The sequence below is a fragment of the Rhodanobacter sp. FW510-R10 genome, from assembly GCF_058781105.1.
In genome coordinates, this window is the sequence record NZ_JBYSWL010000001.1 from 1,806,159 (window position 1) to 1,823,928 (window position 17,770).

Annotated in this window: 19 protein-coding genes; 14 read left to right on the plus strand and 5 right to left on the minus strand. The window is 67.6% G+C overall.

What is annotated here, in order from left to right; translation table 11 throughout:
* Window positions 1-140: 140 nt before the first annotated feature.
* Both AC3WJB_RS07785 and AC3WJB_RS07790 read right to left on the minus strand, forming a co-directional pair.
* Complete coding sequence (locus AC3WJB_RS07785) at window positions 141-476, minus strand: hypothetical protein (RefSeq protein ID WP_492680321.1); 336 nt, start codon at window positions 474-476, stop codon at window positions 141-143.
* Between the two features lie 240 nt (window positions 477-716).
* Window positions 717-1,631: an arginine deiminase-related protein gene (locus AC3WJB_RS07790; protein ID WP_492680323.1), complete on the minus strand. Its 915-nt coding sequence runs from the start codon at window positions 1,629-1,631 to the stop codon at window positions 717-719.
* An 86-nt stretch (window positions 1,632-1,717) separates the two neighbouring features.
* Here AC3WJB_RS07790 and AC3WJB_RS07795 point away from each other — a divergent pair, with 86 nt between their 5' ends.
* The 3 genes from AC3WJB_RS07795 (at window position 1,718) to AC3WJB_RS07805 (ending at window position 3,373) form a co-directional block, all read left to right on the plus strand.
* Entirely contained in the window at window positions 1,718-2,020 is a 303-nt protein-coding gene (locus AC3WJB_RS07795) for a DUF3247 family protein (RefSeq protein WP_492680325.1), read from the plus strand.
* A gap of 90 nt (window positions 2,021-2,110) precedes the next feature.
* On the plus strand, window positions 2,111-2,845 hold the full coding sequence (locus tag AC3WJB_RS07800; protein WP_492680327.1) for a hypothetical protein: 735 nt from the start codon (window positions 2,111-2,113) through the stop codon (window positions 2,843-2,845).
* Window positions 2,846-2,914: 69 nt separating this feature from the next.
* Window positions 2,915-3,373 carry a DUF6491 family protein gene (locus AC3WJB_RS07805; RefSeq protein ID WP_492680329.1) on the plus strand — a complete coding sequence of 153 codons (459 nt, stop codon included), beginning with the start codon at window positions 2,915-2,917 and terminating at the stop codon, window positions 3,371-3,373.
* Between the two features lie 40 nt (window positions 3,374-3,413).
* On the opposite strand, the gene AC3WJB_RS07810 is transcribed toward AC3WJB_RS07805, so the two are convergent.
* Window positions 3,414-3,830 carry a universal stress protein gene (locus tag AC3WJB_RS07810; RefSeq protein WP_492680331.1) on the minus strand — a complete coding sequence of 139 codons (417 nt, stop codon included), beginning with the start codon at window positions 3,828-3,830 and terminating at the stop codon, window positions 3,414-3,416.
* 177 nt (window positions 3,831-4,007) lie between these two features.
* Between AC3WJB_RS07810 and AC3WJB_RS07815 the strand changes: the two genes are divergently transcribed.
* From AC3WJB_RS07815 to AC3WJB_RS07860, 10 genes are all read left to right on the plus strand, one after another.
* On the plus strand, window positions 4,008-4,466 hold the full coding sequence (locus tag AC3WJB_RS07815) for a hypothetical protein (protein ID WP_492680333.1): 459 nt from the start codon (window positions 4,008-4,010) through the stop codon (window positions 4,464-4,466).
* A gap of 164 nt (window positions 4,467-4,630) precedes the next feature.
* Window positions 4,631-5,176, plus strand: a complete 546-nt coding sequence (locus tag AC3WJB_RS07820; RefSeq protein ID WP_492680335.1) for a hypothetical protein — start codon at window positions 4,631-4,633, stop codon at window positions 5,174-5,176.
* Window positions 5,177-5,252: 76 nt separating this feature from the next.
* Window positions 5,253-6,017 carry a DUF2884 family protein gene (locus AC3WJB_RS07825; RefSeq protein WP_492680337.1) on the plus strand — a complete coding sequence of 255 codons (765 nt, stop codon included), beginning with the start codon at window positions 5,253-5,255 and terminating at the stop codon, window positions 6,015-6,017.
* A 160-nt stretch (window positions 6,018-6,177) separates the two neighbouring features.
* Window positions 6,178-6,504, plus strand: coding sequence for a DUF2845 domain-containing protein (locus tag AC3WJB_RS07830; protein WP_492680339.1), 327 nt, complete (start codon window positions 6,178-6,180; stop codon window positions 6,502-6,504).
* Between the two features lie 206 nt (window positions 6,505-6,710).
* Window positions 6,711-7,799 carry a mechanosensitive ion channel family protein gene (locus AC3WJB_RS07835; protein ID WP_492680341.1) on the plus strand — a complete coding sequence of 363 codons (1,089 nt, stop codon included), beginning with the start codon at window positions 6,711-6,713 and terminating at the stop codon, window positions 7,797-7,799.
* A 283-nt stretch (window positions 7,800-8,082) separates the two neighbouring features.
* Window positions 8,083-9,474 carry a dihydrolipoyllysine-residue acetyltransferase gene (locus AC3WJB_RS07840; RefSeq protein WP_492680343.1) on the plus strand — a complete coding sequence of 464 codons (1,392 nt, stop codon included), beginning with the start codon at window positions 8,083-8,085 and terminating at the stop codon, window positions 9,472-9,474.
* A 10-nt stretch (window positions 9,475-9,484) separates the two neighbouring features.
* Window positions 9,485-10,537: a mechanosensitive ion channel family protein gene (locus AC3WJB_RS07845; RefSeq protein ID WP_492680345.1), complete on the plus strand. Its 1,053-nt coding sequence runs from the start codon at window positions 9,485-9,487 to the stop codon at window positions 10,535-10,537.
* 23 nt (window positions 10,538-10,560) lie between these two features.
* The gene (gene lpdA / locus AC3WJB_RS07850; protein WP_492680347.1) at window positions 10,561-12,408 is read left to right on the plus strand and encodes a dihydrolipoyl dehydrogenase; all 1,848 of its coding nucleotides are present in this window, start codon (window positions 10,561-10,563) and stop codon (window positions 12,406-12,408) included.
* Between the two features lie 123 nt (window positions 12,409-12,531).
* Window positions 12,532-13,335 (plus strand): 4-hydroxy-tetrahydrodipicolinate reductase, encoded by an 804-nt coding sequence (gene dapB, locus AC3WJB_RS07855; RefSeq protein ID WP_492680349.1) that lies wholly within the window; start codon window positions 12,532-12,534, stop codon window positions 13,333-13,335.
* A 9-nt stretch (window positions 13,336-13,344) separates the two neighbouring features.
* Window positions 13,345-13,968, plus strand: a complete 624-nt coding sequence (locus AC3WJB_RS07860) for a trimeric intracellular cation channel family protein (protein ID WP_492680351.1) — start codon at window positions 13,345-13,347, stop codon at window positions 13,966-13,968.
* Between the two features lie 214 nt (window positions 13,969-14,182).
* Here AC3WJB_RS07860 and dinB read toward each other — a convergent pair whose 3' ends face one another.
* Window positions 14,183-15,259, minus strand: a complete 1,077-nt coding sequence (dinB, locus tag AC3WJB_RS07865; RefSeq protein ID WP_492680353.1) for a DNA polymerase IV — start codon at window positions 15,257-15,259, stop codon at window positions 14,183-14,185.
* Between the two features lie 82 nt (window positions 15,260-15,341).
* Complete coding sequence (locus tag AC3WJB_RS07870; protein WP_492680355.1) at window positions 15,342-16,265, minus strand: ATP-grasp domain-containing protein; 924 nt, start codon at window positions 16,263-16,265, stop codon at window positions 15,342-15,344.
* Between the two features lie 132 nt (window positions 16,266-16,397).
* Between AC3WJB_RS07870 and AC3WJB_RS07875 the strand changes: the two genes are divergently transcribed.
* Window positions 16,398-17,729, plus strand: a complete 1,332-nt coding sequence (locus AC3WJB_RS07875; RefSeq protein ID WP_492680357.1) for an APC family permease — start codon at window positions 16,398-16,400, stop codon at window positions 17,727-17,729.
* Window positions 17,730-17,770 lie beyond the last annotated feature (41 nt).

Genomic DNA, 17,770 nt, shown 5'->3' on the forward strand with positions numbered 1-17,770 from the left:
AAGCTGGCCCGGAGTGAAGACAAAGTAACCCAAGCGGGGTGCATCTCTCTTTGGTTACCTTTCCCCCGGGCAAGCGAGAAAGAGCAACTCACGCGCCGACAGGCGCACGAAAGCCCTTGATCTACTGACGGCGGAGCGCGTCAGTCTTCGTCGCTGGGGCCGCGCAGCAGGCGCGTGAGCAGCAGGATGGCGCCGATCGTGCCGGCGACGATTGCCACGGTGGCGACCGGGTGCCGCGCCACCTGCCGGCGTGCCCGGCGGTACTGGTAGCTCGCCTCGTCAGCCAGGTCCTCGGCCTTGTGCGCCAGCTGCCGGCTGTAGCGATTGCTGCGCCGGGCAAAGCGCTCGCCCCAGTCCTGACCGCGCTCGGTGAGGCTGCGGGCACTGTTGCTGGCCCGGTCAGCGTAATAACGCGCACGATCGGCCGCGCGATCGCCGACTTCTTTGACCTGGCTCTCTAGATCGTGTTGACGCATGTTGGCTTTGCTCCGTGGCAGGTTGGAGTGGGGCATCGCGGCGAGGACGCATCCAGTTTGGCTGGCATGGTTATGCGGCGTCTTCGCCGGACCATTATCGCGATTCAAGCTGAATGCCTGCGGTCACCTGGGGGTAGAGACGCAGGCACGGCTCAGTGTGCCCGGGGCGGCGTGAGCGCCGTGTCGATGGTGGTCAGCGGCCGCATGCAACCCGTCTACCCGGCCCCGTTTGGCGCCGGGTCAGTAGATTTCGGCCACGCAGCAGCGCAGGCTGCCGCCGGCTTTTTCCAGTTCATCGAGCGCCGGCGTGCCGAGCGTGAAGCCGGCTGCAGCCAAGGTGTCCCGCTGCGCGTCGTCCAGCGCGTCGGCGGCGCGCTGGCTCATCCACACGCGCCGGTCGTTCAAGGTGATGGCGTTGCCGGCAAAGGCGCGTTTTTGTGCCGGCGTCAGCCAGACCACGCAGTCCGGGTAGGCGCGGGCGATCGCGGCCGGGACCGCCGGATCGCGGAAGCCGTCGGCGGCGAGGATGACGCCGCGGCCGGCAAGCAGGGACAGCACCACGTTGGCGTGGTATTCGCCGGGGGCGAGCTCGAAGCAAAAGACAAAGCGCAAGCCGAAGGCTTCGGCCATGGCCGAGGCGCCGGCCAGGTTGCAGCGTTCGCCGAGCCCGCAATAGCCGATGCGGCGGCCACGGTCAACGACCAAGGCACCGGTGAGCTCGGCGACCAGGTCGGTGCGTGCGGACAGGTCGACTTCGGCATAGCCCAGCACGTCGCGGAAGAATGCGCGGATGTCCCCGCGTCCGGCTTCCGCCCGGCGCACGGCATGCCGCATGCGGCCGATGATCAGCCGGCCTGTTGTGGTAGCGAAGACATTGTTCGGGAAGATTGCATCCGGCGTGGTGGCGTCGCCCGGGAAGCTGATTACCGGGCAGTCCGCGCGCAATGCCTGCGCCAGTGCCTGGTGCTGGGCCAGCGCGCGGTCCGCATCGACCTGGGCGTCCAGGCGCATGTAGGCGTTGTCGCTGGCCGATTCGGCCGCCAGGGCATGCCCGGCCGGCGCGACCAGAAAGGCGGCGCGCGCCGTCGCCGGGTATCCGGGCGGCGGCAAGGCGGCAAACGCGGCAGCGAATTCCGTTGCCGACTGGATGATCACGGGGCCGTCCGCTGGTACATTGTCGCTTTCCATCGTGCCGGTTGGCTGGGGCACGATCAGCCTAACGCAATGGACGGACGGACGACATGGGCCAGGTGGCACCGCGGGTATGTACGGATGAGGCGGGGATCCAGCGTCTGCTGGACTTGATCACGCGCTTGCCGGCGCACGGCCGGGTCGTGCTGCATATGCGCGATGGCACCACGCAGGAAGGCGTCGTGCACGTGCGTACCAGCGCACAGGTGTTTCGCGACCCGCAGCGGCGTGAGGGCACCAACGCCGTGGTGAGCCTGGAGCGCCCGGGTACGCCGGGACGGGTCGATCCCATCTGGCTCGACGAGGTGGCGCGCGTGGACTATGTGGGGCCCGCACGGGCCGCGGAGAACTGAGCGGACCGCGTCCGCTGTCTACACTGCGGTTGCGCTGGGCGGGGTGCCCGCGGCAAGCTTGGGGCCCTGTCCCATTGCTGGCGAGCTGACATGCATTTGCTGCGCACGTATCTGGCAAGCACGGCCGTTGGCCTGGCCGTCGTCCTCGGCGCCTGTTCGCAACAGGCCTCCGGCCCATCCCCGCAGGAACTGCAGGCCCAGGCCGACGCCGCCAAGGCCGAGAAGAACCTCCATACCTACCGCGAGCTGCTGCGCATCAACAACGATGCGATGGCGGTGACCATGGGCAAGAGCATCGTCGAGCAATTCCCCGGCAGTGCCGCCGCGGCCGAGGTGCAGAAGACCCTGCCGGAGATCGAGAAACGCTATCGCGAGAACAGCGAGAAGAACCGCCTGGCCGCGCTCTGGCAGTACCAGGTGGCGCCCATGGCCGGCGGTACGCAGTCCACGGCCACCATCCTCAACAGCCAGCCGGTGACTGGCGAGCGGGTGAAGCTGGTCCTGCGCCGGCATACCAAATGGGGCGAGAACGTCTTCCTGTTCGGCAGCGGCAAGGGCTTCGTCTGTGGCAAGTCCTGCACGCTCAGGGTCACCGTGGACGGCAAGCTGCACCGGGTCAGGGCCTTTGCGCCTCCGACCGGTGAGCCGGCCTTGATGATGAACGACGACAAGGGCTTCCTGAAGCTGCTCTCGGACGCGCACAAGGTCGAGATCGAGGTCACGCCGGCGGCAAGCAAGCAGTCCGAGACGCTGGTCTACGAGGTGGGTGGCTTCGACCCCTCGCGCTGGAGTCAGCTGGATAAACGCGGGAAATCGGCCCGGTAAACCCGACGCCAGTGCACCACGTTGGTCTTGTCTGATCTGGCCAATACTGCGTTGCATCACGGAGGCGCCATGTACTACTTCCGATCGGTCCTGGCTGCGGCAGCCGTACTCCTCGCTGCCGCCTGCAGCAGCGTGCCGTACGCGCAACGCCAGGCCCAGCTGGTGGCGGACTACACCGCTGCGGCGGGGGCGCCGGTGACCAGTTTCCGCTTTCTCTCGCTGTATTCATGGGTGCCGCTGAGCGACACCGAGCTGGCGGTGTACACGCGTCCGAACGAGGCCTGGCTGCTCGACGTGGAGGGCGGTTGTCCGGCGCTTACCTATGTGCCTTCCATCGGTCTCACCTCCTATCTGCGCCAGGTGTCGACCAACTTCGACAAGGTGCTGACCGGGCGCAACAGCTATCCGTGCACCATCACCAGGATTCGTCCGCTGGATGTCAGCCGGGTGAAGGCCGCGCAGAAGATGCGGCGGGAGATACATGCACAACCGCGTCCGGCCCAGGATGCGCAGCCGCCACAGGCCTGAAGCGTGGGCTTGTCGCCGGCAGCCGGTCCGGGTCAGGCGCTCAGGGCACGACGGTGACTGGAACCTGCGCGCGCGCCAGGACGTTGCTGGAGACCGACCCGAGCAGCCAGCGCGCCAGTGCACCGCGGGCCGTGTGCCCGATCACCAGGTGGTCGATGTTGTATTGGGCGACCTGGCTCAGCAGCACGTCGCCCGGGCTGCCATGCACGATTTCGAGATCGACCAGCTGCGCCGCGTCCGGGACGATCGCGGTCAGCTCGCTGAGCAACTCCTGCAGGCGTTCGGCGCCGGAATCGGCCATCAGCAGCGCGCAGGCATCGGCGCCGGCCTCGGTGACCTGGAGCACCGATACCACGCGCACCCGGCCGCCACTGCAGCGCGCCAGGTCGACGGCAAATTGGAACGCGCGCCGTGCGGCGTCCGAGCCGTCGTAACCCACGAGCGAATACTTCACCATCGGCGTCCTCGGCGCGTGCGTCCCGCCTTGGAGTCTAGGCGGGCAGGTGGCAGAAACCAAGCGCGCGCAAGGCGGGTGCCTGCACACTGCTGTCACGGATTCCTGGAGATCTTCTGAGGGACACGCGTGCCTGCCGCATCTGGTACCACAATATGGACGTCCTCAAGGAGAATGCTGATGAACAAGAGCATGTTGGCCCCGGCCGCCCTGGTTTTCGCCGGTGCACTGATCGCTTCGGCGCTGCCGGCGGATACGGCGCAGGGGGCGCAGGCCACGGTGAAGTGCCATCTCAAATACCACCTGTCCGGCTGGTCGCTGTTCTACAAGCGCGCCCAGGGCGGTGGCACGGTCACGTGCGACAACGGCCAGAGCGCGGCGGTGGGTATCCAGGTCGTGGGCGGTGGCCTGACCGCCGGCAAATACCGGATCGAGGATGGGCGCGGGGAGATCAGCACGGTGCACGGCATCAGCGAGGTGTTCGGCGATTACGTCCAGGCCGGTGCGGAGGCTGGCGTGGTCAGGAGCTCGCAAGCGCAGGTGCTGACCAAGGGCACGACCTCGCTGGCGCTGGCGGGCACTGGCCAGGGTGTCAACCTCGGCGTGTCGTTCGGCAAGTTCACGATCTCCCGGCGTTGAGCCCGCAGCCGCCGCACGGGCGTGTACTCCAGGCCACGGCGCTCAACGCGTGATGGCGCACATGCCCGCTACACTTGCCGGGTGCATACGGAGGGGGACATGGCTGGCCGGCACGCCTTGCGGATACTGACGAATCGGCGTCGCCCATGCAGGGCGGACGCCTGATGCCGTCGGCTCGCGCAGCGGCTCCCACGCCAGCCTTTGCGGCCTGGCGCGTGGCGGTCTGGCTGCTGTTGCTGCTGGCCGCGTTTGGCTGCGCGCAGTATCTCCGTCATGCCAGCCTGATGCGGGTGCAACTGCAGCAACTGGCACCGGACAGCTCCGCGGCAGCCGCGGAGCTGCAACGCATGCTGGCCTGGGACGTGGTCTACCTGCTGGCCGCGCTCGTGTTCATCGTGCTGTGCGCCGCCTGCATCCTGCGTCAGGGCTGGGCGCGCGTGTCCTTGCGGGTGGCGTCCGGCATCCTGGCTGTCTGGATGGTCGCCACCGGGGTGATGTTGTTGCTGCAGTGGTGGCAATTCGACCGCGCCAGCACCGAGGCCTTGGTGCAACTGCGTGCGGACCCCGTCTTGCAGCAGGCGGTACGGCATGCGCGGCGCAGCTACCGCCTGGCGTTGGCGCTCAAGGTCGTAGCGGCGCCCCTGCTGCTGTGGTTGGCCTGGCGCCTGGGTACGCCTGGGGTGCGGGCGCAATTCCGCGTGCGCGGCTGACTGTCCGCGATCGCGTTCAGCGCAGTTTCCGGCAAGGCAGGTATGGTCCCCGGGACTTTCCTGCGGAGCGCATGCGATGCGTCCATGGCCGTTTTTCTCTTTCCTGCCGTTGTGCCTGCTGTGCGTGGGCGTGGCCCTGCCGCTGCATGCGCAAGACCTGGCCGCGACCTGCCAGGCCAGCAGCAGTTATGACTTGACGCTGCAGCCGCGACAACTGGTGTTCGAGCGCGCAACGCCGGAGCCGACCCGCGTTGTCGTTGGCGAGGGCGTGCTGCGCGTCGATGGCGTGTCGGTCCACGCCGCCGGCGGGCAGCCGGACCGGGTGCAGGCGTTCGAACGCACCGTGCGCGCCTTGGTGCCACGGGTGCGCGCGGTGGCAGAACGCGGGGTGGATCTGGCCACCCAATCGGTGCGTGACGAAATCGCCGGCCTCGGCCTGGCCAATGCCAGTCGCGACGAACTGGACCGGCGGCTGGCGGCGCACGCGAGCAGCGTGAAACAGCGCATTGCGACCAGCCAGAGCACCAAGGATTGGCATGGTTCGGCGTTCGAGCAATATGCGACCGAACTCAGCGCCGACCTGCTACCCACGATTGGCGCCGATCTTGGCCAGCAGGCTCTGCAGGCCATGGCCGAAGGTGATACGCAAGAAGCGCTGGCCTTGCGTGACCGTGCCGTCGGCGTGGCCACCGGCCTGCAAACGCGCCTGCACCAGCAAACGCAGGTCTTGCGGCCGGCAGTTGCCGCCTTGTGCCCGTCGGTGCAGCGCTTGCTGGACTTGCAGCAGGGCTGGCAGGACGGGCAGGGCCGACCGCTGCAACTTCTCGAGCGCGGTTCCTGAGCAGCCGGCTTCGAGGCTCCGACGCACCGGCGGTATCGGCTGACAGGCAAACCGGAGCGCGCCCGCGGGCGCGTGGCGTAGCCGGCCTTGGCCGGTGCGCGCGCGCTGGGCAAGATCACTGCCGGCGATCGCGCGACGATCGGCGAGCGGGAGCAGGGTCATGCGCAGGCAAGTCTGGGTCTGGTTGTTGCTGCTGGCACTGGGCCATGTGGGTGTGGCGTGGGCGTCCGGGACCTTGCGCGTCGGCAACCAGGTGCTCACCGCGGGGGACAGCGCCATGCGCGTCGTCGAGTTGCTCGGCCAGCCCTCGCGGAAATTTCGCCCGCGCAGCGCCTCTTCCGCAGCACGCGGCCGCGGTCGCGGTCGCGTCCGTGTGATTAACGCCCATGAGGGTGGCGAACGTTGGCAATACCGGCGCGGCGACCACGTGACCACGATCACCATCGTCGACGGCCACGTCGGCGACATCCAGGATCGGCGCCAGTAATCTCCCCCGCGGCTTCGCTACGGCACTGCTGCGGTCCGGGTTTGCGTTCGCACTGTCCAGGCCTCTAGGCTTGCACTCGCCACCGTGCCCCGGTCGCGCCGGGTTTCGGCGCCACGTTGACGCCCTCGGGCCTGCCGCGAGCGTTCGAGCGGCGCGCCCGCAGGCACCACCACTCGTCGAATCAGGACCAAGGAGAGCGAAGGCGCATGTTCGATTGGCTTGAGCACACCAGGTTTGCTGGCAACTCGCTCCTGTTGTGGGTGCTTGTGCTTGGTGGCGCGCTGTTGGGCTTCCTGCTGGTGGCTGGCCTGCTGCACCTGTTGAGCGCCCGTGTGCGGCGCCGGCATGCCGAGACGGGCCGCGCGGTGCCGGCATTGTTGTTGGCTTTGCTCGCGGCCACGCGATATTGGCTGGTGCTGCTGCTGGCGCTGGCAATCGCAGGCAAGTTCCTGCATGCGAGCACCAAGGCCAACATCTGGTTGGAGCATCTGCTGTTCGCGTTGTGCGGGCTGCAGTTGGCATTGTGGGCGAACGCCCTGATCCGCCATTGGCTGCAACGCACGGACGCCACAAGCAGCAAGCGGATCAGTCCGGTGTTCCTGAACATGTTGACCTGGGCCGCACAGATCCTGATCTGGTCGATGCTGCTGCTGGCGTTCATGGCCAACGTCGGTATCAACATCACCGCGTTCGTGGCCAGCCTTGGGGTGGGCGGCATTGCCATAGCGCTGGGGCTGCAGAACATCCTTGGCGACCTGTTTGCCTCGGTGGCGATTGGTCTGGACAAGCCGTTCGAGGTGGGCGACGCGATTGCCTTTGACGACGATTCCGGGACGGTCGTCGACGTCGGGGTGAAGACGACGCGGATCGCCTCGACCTCTGGCGAGCAACTGGTGATTTCCAATGCCGATCTGCTCAAGAAGCTGATCCACAACTACAGCCGCATGACGCAGCGTCGCGTGGTGTTCGGCTTTTGTGTACCGTATGGCACATCCAGCGACCAGGTGCAGACGATCGTCGCGCAGACGCGTGCGTTCATCCAGGCGGAGCCGCAAGTCCGGTTCGATCGCGGCCACCTGACCGGGTTTGGCGAGTATGGCTACGACTTCGAGTTCGTGTATTACGTGCTGTCGCCGGACTACAGCTTGTATTGCGACATCCAGCAGCGGGTGAACCTGCGGATCATGGGGCAGCTCGAGGCGATGCGGGTGCCGTTTGCGATTCCCGCGCGCAGCATCTTCCCGCCCCCAGGCGAGGCCTCCGCCGATGCGGTTTCGGCGCCACGGCCCGGCTGACGCTTACGCGCGCTCTGCAGCATGCCGCGAGAGGACTGGCGGTGCCGGCGGTTTTCCGGGCGCGCCGCTGGCGGCTTCGCTATGATGGGCGGGGTGGTGTCTGCCCGGGGGCCGATGACAACCGGGCCGGCGTGTGCGATGTGTTGCTGCCCGACACATTGAAGGCTGCCGGGATGCCGGCATGCGGGATGCCATGCCTGCCGGTCCTTTCGCGACCTGGTGTGATGACCCAAGTTTGCTGCCGCCGGTGCGCGGTGCGTCAATGCCATTGCAGGAGTGTTTCATGGCTGAACTCAAGCAGGTCACGGTTCCCGATGTAGGCCATGCCGATGTGCCGGTGATCGAGGTGATGATCAAGGTCGGCGACCGCGTCGAGCGCGAGCAGGGCCTGATCACGCTGGAATCGGACAAGGCGACCATGGATGTTCCGGCGCCGGTCGCCGGTGTGGTCAAGGAGGTCAAGGTCAAGGTAGGCGATACCGTGTCCGAGGGCACGCTCATCGCCCTGATCGAGGCGGAGGGCGAAGGCGGCGCTGGCAAGCCGGCGCCGGCGCAATCCGCCGCGCCCGCGGCCCCGGCCCAGCCGGCCAAGGTCGCCGCGGCCGAGACCAGCAGCCCGGCGCCAGCCGCCGAAACACCGGTACCGGCCGCCCAGGCCGAGCTGCCCGAGGCTGCAAAGGTCGCGCCCACTCCTGCCCCGGAGCATGGCGAGGCACCGCATCCGCGCCCGCCGTTCGATGCCGCGATCGTCATGCCGGGCGACGTCCCCTACGCCAGTCCGGCGCTGCGTGCATTCGCGCGCGAGCTGGGCGTGGACGTCAGCCAGGTCAGGGGCTCGGGGCGCGGCGGCCGCATCCTGCGCGAGGACGTGAGTGCCTATGTCAAGCATGCGCTGGCTTCGGGAGCTCGTCCACAGGCCGGCGCGGTGGCGGGGGGCGCCGGTTTGAACCTGTTGCCCTGGCCGCAAATCGACTTTGCCAAGTTCGGCGAGATCGAGGAGCGGGCGCTGTCGCGCATCCAGAAGATTTCCGGCGCCAACCTGGCGCGCAACTGGGCCATGATCCCGCATGTCACCCAGCATGAAGACGCCGACATCACCGAGCTGGAGGCGTTTCGCAAGCAGCTTGGCGCCGAGCATCCGGAGCTGAAGATCAGCCCATTGGTGTTCCAGATCAAGGCCGTGGTGGCGGCGCTCAAGGCGTACCCGCAATTCAATGCCTCGCTCGACGCCAGTGGCGAGCGGTTGATCCTGAAGAAGTATTTCCATATTGGCATTGCCGTGGACACGCCGGATGGCCTGGTGGTGCCGGTCATCCGTGACGCCGACCGCAAGGGCCTGCTCGAGCTGGCCAAGGAGCTCGGGGAAATCTCCAGGAAGGCGCGCGAGAAGAAGCTCGGCCCAGCCGAAATGTCCGGAGGCTGTTTCTCCATCAGCTCGCTTGGCGGCATTGGTGGCACGTATTTCACCCCGATTGTCAATGCGCCGGAAGTGGCCATCCTGGGCGTCAGCAAGGCCACGCTCAAGCCGGTGTGGAACGGCAGGAAATTTGCGCCACGCCTGATCCTGCCGCTGTCGTTGTCCTACGACCACCGCGTCATCGACGGCGCGCTGGCGGCGCGCTTTGCCGTATTCCTCGCCGCCCGGCTCGGTGACATCCGCCGCCTGCTGTTGTAACGGTCCGCGCGTGGGTTTCCCGGCCACTGCCAGCCTCGCCGCGGCCCTGGCGCCGCCGGTTGCCTTGCAGCGCGCGCTCGGCCGGGTGGAAGGCTGGCTGGATCTGGGTTTCAAGGTTGGCGGCACCGAAGTGACGGTTGGCTCCGTGCTTGGCGCGGTGTTGTTGTTCGTACTGTTCCTGTTCGGCATGGCGCTGTCCAAACGCCTGCTGCGGCGCTTTGGTGCGCGCAACCAGCATGTGAACCAGTCCACGCTGTACATGGTCGAGCGCACGCTGCATTACCTGCTGCTCGTGGTCGGTGTGCTCTGGGCACTCGGCGTGGCCGGCATCCCGATGACGCAGTTGGGCTTGTTTGCCGGCGCGCTCGGTGTCGGGCTCGGCTTTGGCCTGCAATCCATTTTCAACAATTTTGTCTGTGGCCTGATCCTGCTGTTCGACCGCAGCCTGAAAGTCGGCGACTTCGTCGACCTGGCCTCCGGCGTGCACGGGCATGTGCGCGAAATCCGCATGCGCGCCACCCTGGTCAGCACCAACGACAACATCGACATCCTGGTGCCGAATTCGGAGTTCGTGAACGGGCGGGTGGTCAACTGGACCTTGCGCGAAGTGGCGCGGCGGCAGCGGATCCCGTTCCGCGTGGCTTACGGCAGTGACCGCGAACGCGTCAAGCAGGCTGCCCTCGAGGCTGCCGCCGCGGTGCCCTACACCGTAACCCTGGAAGGCCCGCGGGCGCCCGACGTCTGGCTGACCGGCTTTGGCGAGTTCTCCCTGGACTTCGAGCTGGTGATATGGCTTGACGCCACGGCGACGCGCCGGGTTGGCCGGGTGCTGGCCGCCTATAATTGGGCCTTGCATGCGGCGCTGGACAAATACGGGATCGTGATACCGCTGCCGCAGCGCGAGGTGCGTGTCACCGGCTGGGCTGCCGGTGGCGAGGCCGCATCTGCGCTGGTCGCCGGCAAGCCCGGCGATCCCGCGCCACGCGACGCCGCTGCGGCCACGGGGCCGCCATCGGCACCGGAGCAAGACCTTACCCGCCAGGCGCCGGATGCCGCGCGCTGACATTCGCCGCAAAGGAGACAAGCATGGCCCGCACCATTGAAATCAAGGTTCCCGACATTGGCGGACACAACAAGGTGCCGGTGATCGAGGTGCTGGTGAAGCCTGGCGACACGGTGGAGAAAGAGCAGGGCCTGGCCACGCTGGAATCGGACAAGGCAACGATGGAGATCCCATCGAGCGCGGCAGGCGTGATCAAGGAAGTACGCGTCAAGGTTGGCGACGAAGTGGACGAGGGCAGCGTCATTGCGGTGCTGGAGGCCTCCGATGCCGGCAGCCCTACCGCCGCCGCGCCCCCCTCTACCTCCGGGAGAGCGGCGAGGGGAGAGGGTCCGGCCAGAGCCGAACCCACCGCTCCGGCCGCACCCCCACCCGCCCCTGCGGGGCACCCTCTCCCCGGAGGAGAGGGTAAAGCGCCCACGGCGCCCACCGCTGCCGCGGCGGCCTCCGGGCGCCAGGCCGACATCGAGTGTGGACTGGTCGTGCTGGGCTCCGGCCCTGGCGGCTATAGCGCTGCATTCCGCGCCGCCGACCTGGGCGTGGACACCGTGCTGGTCGAGCGCTACGCCGCCCTGGGCGGGGTGTGCCTGAATGTCGGCTGCATTCCCTCCAAGGCGTTGTTGCACGCTGCCGAGGTCATCGACGCGGCGGCGGCAATGGCTGCGCATGGCGTCAGCTTCGGCAAGCCCAAGCTCGACCTGGACAAACTGCGCGGATTCAAGGACGAGGTGGTCGGCAAGCTCACCGGCGGTCTCGCCACGATGGCCAAGCAGCGCAAGGTGCGCGTCGTGCAGGGCGAAGGAAAGTTCGTCTCGCCGCACGAACTGGAAGTCCAGACGGCTGAAGGCAGGAAGCTGGTGCGCTTCGGGCATGCGATCATCGCGGCCGGCTCGCAATCGGTGCGCTTGCCGATCTTCCCCTGGGACGACCCGCGTGTGGTCGATTCCACCGGTGCGCTGGACCTGCCGGACGTACCGGCCAAGCTCCTGGTGGTCGGCGGCGGCATCATCGGCCTGGAAATGGCCACCGTCTATGCCGCGCTGGGCAGCGCGGTGACCGTGGTCGAGTTCATGGACCAGCTGATCCCCGCGGCTGATGCCGACCTGGTCAGGCCGCTGGCCCAGCGTCTGGGCAAGCGCCTGCAGGGTGGTGTGCATCTCAAGACCAAGGTCGTGGCCGCGAAAGCCACCAAGCAGGGTATCGAGGTCGCGTACGAAGGCGCAAGCGTGCCCGAGACCACGGTGTTCGACCGCGTCCTGGTCAGCGTCGGGCGGGCGCCGAATGGCAAGCGCATCGGCGCGGAGCAGGCCGGGGTGACGGTGAGCGAGCGCGGTTTCATCGCGGTCGACACGCAAATGCGCACCAACGTGCCGCACATCTACGCCATTGGCGACCTGGTCGGCCAGCCCATGCTGGCGCACAAGGCCACCCACGAGGCGCACGTTGCAGCCGAGGCGGTTGCCGGCCGCAAGAGCCACTTCGATGCGCGGGTCATCCCCTCGGTCGCCTTCACCGACCCGGAGGTGGCGTGGGTGGGCGTGACCGAACGCGAAGCCAAGGACAAGCAGATCGAGGTCAAGGTCGCCAAGTTCCCGTGGTCAGCGAGCGGACGCGCGCTGGGCATGGGCCGCAGCGAGGGTTTCACGAAGTTGCTGTTCGACGGGGAGACCAACCGCGTGGTCGGCGGCGGCATCGTCGGCGTGCATGCCGGCGACCTTATTTCCGAAGTGGCCCTGGCCATCGAGATGGGTAGCGAGGCGGCCGACATCGCGCTGACCGTGCATCCGCACCCCACGCTGGGCGAGTCGGTGGGCATGGCCGCGGAGATCCGGGAAGGCAGCATCACCGACTTGTACCTGCCGCAGCGGAAATGAGCGGCATGGCGCCGGCGCTGGCTTGCCACGTGCACGGGCCGTACGCTGGAATACAGCCAGGTCCCGGTCACGGCGAGGCTCGCGCAGCACCAACCGCGACATCCTGAGCTATGCGAGGTGGTCATGTCCCTGAAGGTATGCGTCGCCGGTGCCACCGGCTGGGCCGGCTCCGCCTTGGTCCGCGGCATGGCGCTGGCTGATGACCTGGAGCTGGTGGCTGCGGTCGGTCGCCGGCACGCCGGGCGGCAGCTGGCGGACGTGCTTGGTGAGCCGCACCTGCAGGCACCCGTCTTCGCCAGTGCCGCCGAGGCGCTGGCGGCCGCACATTGCGACGTGTTCGTCGAATACACCGGTCCGGACCGCGCGAAGTCGAACATCCTGGCCGCGCTGGAGCATGGTGCCCATGTGGTGGTCGGCAGCTCGGGCCTGAACGACGCGGATTACGCGGTGATCGATGCGGCGGCCCGCGAGCGTGGGCTTGGCGTGCTGGCCTGCGGGAACTTCGCGTTGACCGCGGCGCTGTTGATCAAGTTTGCGGAAATGGCCGCCAAACTCATCCCGCAGTGGGAGTTGATCGACTATGCCTCGGCCACCAAGCCCGATGCACCCAGCGGCACCGTGCGCGAGCTGGCGACCCGCCTTGGCCGGGTGCGCCAACCACAGTTGCAGGTTCCACTGGAGCAGACCGTGGGTCTGCGCGAGACGCGTGGCGGCACCCTGGCCGGTAGTCAGGTGCATGCGGTGCGCCTGCCGGGTTTCGTGATTGGCGCCGAGGCGATCTTCGGCCTGCCGGACCAGACCCTGACCTTGCGCCACGACGCTGGCAGCAGCGCGCAACCTTACGTGGACGGGGCGTTGCTGGCGATCCGCAAGGTGCCCGGACTGCTCGGCCTGCGGCGAGGGCTGGACACGGTACTGGAATGGTGAGTGGCACCCATGAATGATCGCGTGCTGTTCGAGCTCGTCGATCTCGCCGGCACGTTTGCGTTTGCCATCAGTGGCGCGACGGCAGCGCGGCGGCAGGGTCTGGACTTGTTCGGCGTGCTGGCCATTGCCTATATCACTGCCTGCGGCGGCGGGGTCGTGCGCGACCTGTGCATCGGTGCGATTCCGCCGGCCGGCCTGTCAAACTGGCGCTACCTGGCGACTGCGGTGTTTGCCGCGCTGCTGACGATCGGCGCCTATCGGTGGGTGGAGCGCCTGGCCTCGCCGGTGCGCCTGTTCGATGCCATGGGGCTGGGGCTGTTTGCCGTGTACGGGGCGCACAAGACCCTGGAATTTGGCCACAACGCCGAGGTCGCGATCCTGCTGGGCGTGGTGACAGCCATTGGCGGTGGACTGGCGCGTGATGTGCTGCTGGCGCGGGTGCCGGTGGTGCTGCAACGGGAAATCTATGCCAGTGCCGCGCTGCTGGGCGCGACCCTGGCCGTGTTTGGCGAGTATGCGGGCTGGCCGGCGCTGTGGGCCATGTGGCTGCCGATCTCGGCATGCATTGGCCTGCGCATCCTCTCGCTGCGCTACCACTGGAACCTGCCGCGCTTCAAAGGGGACGCGCCTTAAGGAAGCTTTGAACAATTCGCTCTTGATCGTCATTCCCGCGGAAGCGGGAATCCAGTGTCTTTGATTTCAACAACGTAACCTCACTGGATCCCCGCTTGACCAGCCTTCGGCTGTTGAAGAGCGCCTCGCGGGGATGACGGCAATTATTCAGACCTTCCTTAAAGGGGAGGGGACAAATTGAGTTGCCACTTAATTTGCCCTGCCCCCTTTAAAACTATTTGAACAGCCCGTGCTGCAATTGGTAGTGGTCTTCGTCCACGAAGCCGCCCAAGCCCACGCCGACCAGGCGGTAGCGGCAATCGGCCGGCCGTGACACGCGCTCGCGCAGTGCACAGGCGATGTCGCCAAGCTCGCTCGCCGAGGCAGGTGCGGCCGCCAGCGTGAGGCTGCGCGTGAGGACGTGGAAGTCAGCGGTTTTCAGTTTCAACACGACGGTACAGGCAACGCGCTGGCGTTCCTTGCGGTAGCTGGCCCAGGTGTGCTCGGCCAGCCGGCGGATCATCGGCTCCAGGGCATCCAGCGGCAGGTCCTGCTCGAACGTGTCTTCGCTGGAAATCTGCAGGGTCGGGCGGTGCGGCTCGACCGGGCGCTCGTCGAGTCCCATGGCCAGCTCGTGCAGGCGCTGGCCCCAGCGGCCGAAGTGCTGCTGCAGGCTGGCGCTGCTGTGCCGGCGCACGTCGGCTACGGTGTCGATGCCCATGCCGTGCAGCCTCGCCTCGGTGACCTTGCCCACGCCAGGCAGGCGACCGACCGGCAAGGGGGCGAGGAAGGCGTCCACCTGGCGCGGGCGGATCACGCACAGTCCATCCGGCTTGTTCCAGTCCGAGGCGATCTTGGCCAGGAACTTGTTCGGTGCCACGCCGGCCGAGGCGGTCAGCCCGGTCTCGGCGCAGATGGCCGCGCGGATCGCCGCGGCAGTGGCGGTGGCCGAGGGCAGGCCGCTGGCCAGCGTGGTGACGTCGAGGTAGGCCTCGTCCAGGGACAACGGCTCGATCAGTGTCGTATGCCGGGCGAAGATGGCGCGGATCTGCTGCGATACGGCGTGGTACCGGGTGAAATCCGGCGGCACGAAGATCAACTGAGGACACAGCCGCTCGGCGCGCGCCGAGGGCATGGCCGAGTGCACGCCGAATTTGCGCGCCTCATAGCTGGCGGTGAGCACCACCGAGCGCGTGCTGCGCCAGGCCACCGCGATCGGCTGGCCGCGCAGCGCTGGGTCGTCGCGCTGCGCCACGGCGGCGTAGAACGCGTCCATGTCGATGTGCAGGATCTTGCGGGTTGGTGCAGCCACAGGACAACCAATCAAGCCGGTGGCTCAATTCTAGAAGTTCGGACGCGGGAAAGCCGCGGCCAGGCTGGCCATGGCGTGGCACTCACCGCAACGCGTCAGCGAGATGCCGGGCGAGGCGCTCGGCGGCAGCGGGACATCCGGCCAGGTACAAGGACGGCTCGAGCAGCTCCAGCTCCATGATCAGGAACCTGCCGTGGCTGGGCACGCCGTCCACCCGCGCATAGCTGTGTCCGGCGTGGCCGAGGCCGGCCACGGCGGCCAGCGCGCGCTCGGCCGCGGCGCGTATCTCGGGCGGCGGCTCGGCTGGCAGTGTGCTGCCGCCGTGTTCGTGTTGCACCCGGTAGTCGCCACGCGCCGGCCGCTTCAACACGGCGTGGCTGTAGCGGCCGGCGATGAACACCAGCGACCACTCGCCGTCGATGGCAACCTCGGCCACGAACGGTTGCACCAGGTAGGTGAGATTGGCCGGCAGCGCGGCCATGGCGTCATCGAGCGCGGCGTCGCCGGCAACGCCGCGCAACGTATGCCAGGCGCCGCCGCTCACCGCCGGCTTGATCACCACCGGTTGGCCACGCAAATAGGCGAGCACGCCACCAATCTGGTCGGCAGCGGCGACGTGGGTGGGGATGATGGCCACGTCACCACCGGCCAGGTCGAGCAGGTAACGCTTGTCGCTGTTCCAGCGCAGCAGATGGCTGTCGTTGATGGTGCGCACGCCAAGCCGGTCCAGGCGGTCCAGCCAGGCCAGGAATTCCGGGTAGCGCTTGAAATAATCCCAGATCGTGCGGATCAGCACGGCATCGAACGCCGTCCAATCCACGTGGGGATCGGTCCACACGCAACTGGTGGGCGTCACGCCCAGGCCTTGCAGGCAGTCGGCGAGGTAGGCATCGTCGGGCTGGATTGCCGACAGCTCGGCCGAGGTGGCAAAGGCAATGCGGCGTGCGCTGGGTGACGTGGGCGTGGCGGCGGCTCCGGATAGTAAGTGTTGGCTTTTTCCCGACAAGTCGGGTTCCCACAAGCGCGGGCGGACGCGGGGATCAGGCACCCTGGCCGGCGCAGATGGTAGCAGTCGATTGTGCCGTGCGTGACGCATGGGACTGGCGTCATGCCCATGGCGGATGGCAAGGTAGCCGCCATGCCAAGCCCACCCAACCAGGACTATGCCCGCCGCCTGAACACCTGGGATGCGGCGATGATCGTCATTGGCGGCATCATTGGCGCCGGCATTTTCCTCACCCCGTCCACGGTGGCGCAGAACACCGCCTCGGCGGCGGAGCTGCTCGTGTTGTGGGTCGTGGGCGGGCTGCTGACCCTGGCCGGGGTGCTGGTCTACGCCGAGCTGGGTGCGCGGCGTCCGCAGGCTGGCGGTATCTACGTCTACCTGCGCGAGGCCTTCGGCTTGCTGCCGGCGTTCCTGTTCGGCTGGGCGATGGCCCTGGTCAACTATCCGGGCAGTGTCGCTGCCGTGGCCACGATGTTTGCCGAGTACCTGAGCGTTGCCCTCGGCCTGCCGCCGCTGGTGTTCTCCAAGCCATTCGCCGTGGGCGCCATCGTCTTCATCGTCGGCGTCAACCTGTTCGGCATCCGCGCCGGCGCCACCATGCAGAACCTTTTTGCCGTGCTGAAGCTGGCCGCGGTCGCCCTGGTGGTGGTCGCCGGCCTGGTCCTGGCGGGGAAATACCCCGGCCTGACCTGGGCCGCCCCTTCCGCGCCGCAGCCGGTTTCGCGCTGGGCGTTTGCGGGGGCCTTGTTGCCGGTGCTGTTTTCCTATGGCGGTTTCCATTACCTCAACGACCTGGCCGGCGAGGTGCGCAACCCGCAGCGCGTGTTGCCGCGCGCGCTCGGGCTGGGCCTGGTCGGGGTGGTGGTGTGTTATGTGCTGGCCAATCTCGCCTATCTTTCCGGCTTGGGCATGGACGGCCTGGCGACCAGCAGCGCGCCGGCGGCGGACCTGATGCGCAGGCTGCTCGGCGAACGCGGCGCCACGCTGATTGCCGTCGGTATCGCCTGTTCCACCTTCGGCTACTGCACCATTGCCATTGCCGGCGGCGCGCGGGTGCTGCAGACCATGAGTGCCGACGGCGTGTTCTTCCGTGCCGCTGCGCGTATCGATCCGCGCACGCGGGCGCCGCAGGTGGCGCTCGCCGTGCTGGGCCTGTGGGCCATCGTGCTGACCCTCTCCGGGACCTTTGCCCAACTGCTCAATTACTCCACGGTGGGTGAGTGGTTGGGACACATTTTTGGGGTCGGCACGATCTTCTGGTATCGGCAGTATTGCCGCGACGAGCCGGTCAGCTACCGCGTGCCGCTGTATCCGCTGCTGCCGGTCATCTTCATGCTCACGGTGTGCGCGGTGATCGTGGCCAGCGCCTGGCATGCGCCGCGGGATGCGGGCATGAGCCTGGTGATCATCGCGCTCGGGGTACCGGTGTATTACTTGTGGCAGTGGTGGCGCCGCCGGCGCTGAGGCGTGCTCCAGCGTGCTTGGACAACACCGCGACCGAACCC

Excerpts from the sequence above, each read along its gene's own strand:
- AC3WJB_RS07785 (WP_492680321.1), bottom strand. The coding sequence starts at position 476 with ATGCGTCAACACGATCTAGAGAGCCAGGTCAAAGAAGTCGGCGATCGC.
- AC3WJB_RS07795 (WP_492680325.1), top strand. The coding sequence starts at position 1,718 with ATGGGCCAGGTGGCACCGCGGGTATGTACGGATGAGGCGGGGATCCAG.
- AC3WJB_RS07800 (WP_492680327.1), top strand. The coding sequence starts at position 2,111 with ATGCATTTGCTGCGCACGTATCTGGCAAGCACGGCCGTTGGCCTGGCC.
- AC3WJB_RS07805 (WP_492680329.1), top strand. The coding sequence starts at position 2,915 with ATGTACTACTTCCGATCGGTCCTGGCTGCGGCAGCCGTACTCCTCGCT.
- AC3WJB_RS07810 (WP_492680331.1), bottom strand. The coding sequence starts at position 3,830 with ATGGTGAAGTATTCGCTCGTGGGTTACGACGGCTCGGACGCCGCACGG.
- AC3WJB_RS07815 (WP_492680333.1), top strand. The coding sequence starts at position 4,008 with ATGAACAAGAGCATGTTGGCCCCGGCCGCCCTGGTTTTCGCCGGTGCA.
- AC3WJB_RS07820 (WP_492680335.1), top strand. The coding sequence starts at position 4,631 with ATGCCGTCGGCTCGCGCAGCGGCTCCCACGCCAGCCTTTGCGGCCTGG.
- AC3WJB_RS07825 (WP_492680337.1), top strand. The coding sequence starts at position 5,253 with ATGCGTCCATGGCCGTTTTTCTCTTTCCTGCCGTTGTGCCTGCTGTGC.
- AC3WJB_RS07830 (WP_492680339.1), top strand. The coding sequence starts at position 6,178 with ATGCGCAGGCAAGTCTGGGTCTGGTTGTTGCTGCTGGCACTGGGCCAT.
- AC3WJB_RS07835 (WP_492680341.1), top strand. The coding sequence starts at position 6,711 with ATGTTCGATTGGCTTGAGCACACCAGGTTTGCTGGCAACTCGCTCCTG.
- AC3WJB_RS07840 (WP_492680343.1), top strand. The coding sequence starts at position 8,083 with ATGGCTGAACTCAAGCAGGTCACGGTTCCCGATGTAGGCCATGCCGAT.
- lpdA (WP_492680347.1), top strand. The coding sequence starts at position 10,561 with ATGGCCCGCACCATTGAAATCAAGGTTCCCGACATTGGCGGACACAAC.
- dapB (WP_492680349.1), top strand. The coding sequence starts at position 12,532 with ATGTCCCTGAAGGTATGCGTCGCCGGTGCCACCGGCTGGGCCGGCTCC.
- AC3WJB_RS07860 (WP_492680351.1), top strand. The coding sequence starts at position 13,345 with ATGAATGATCGCGTGCTGTTCGAGCTCGTCGATCTCGCCGGCACGTTT.
- AC3WJB_RS07875 (WP_492680357.1), top strand. The coding sequence starts at position 16,398 with ATGCCAAGCCCACCCAACCAGGACTATGCCCGCCGCCTGAACACCTGG.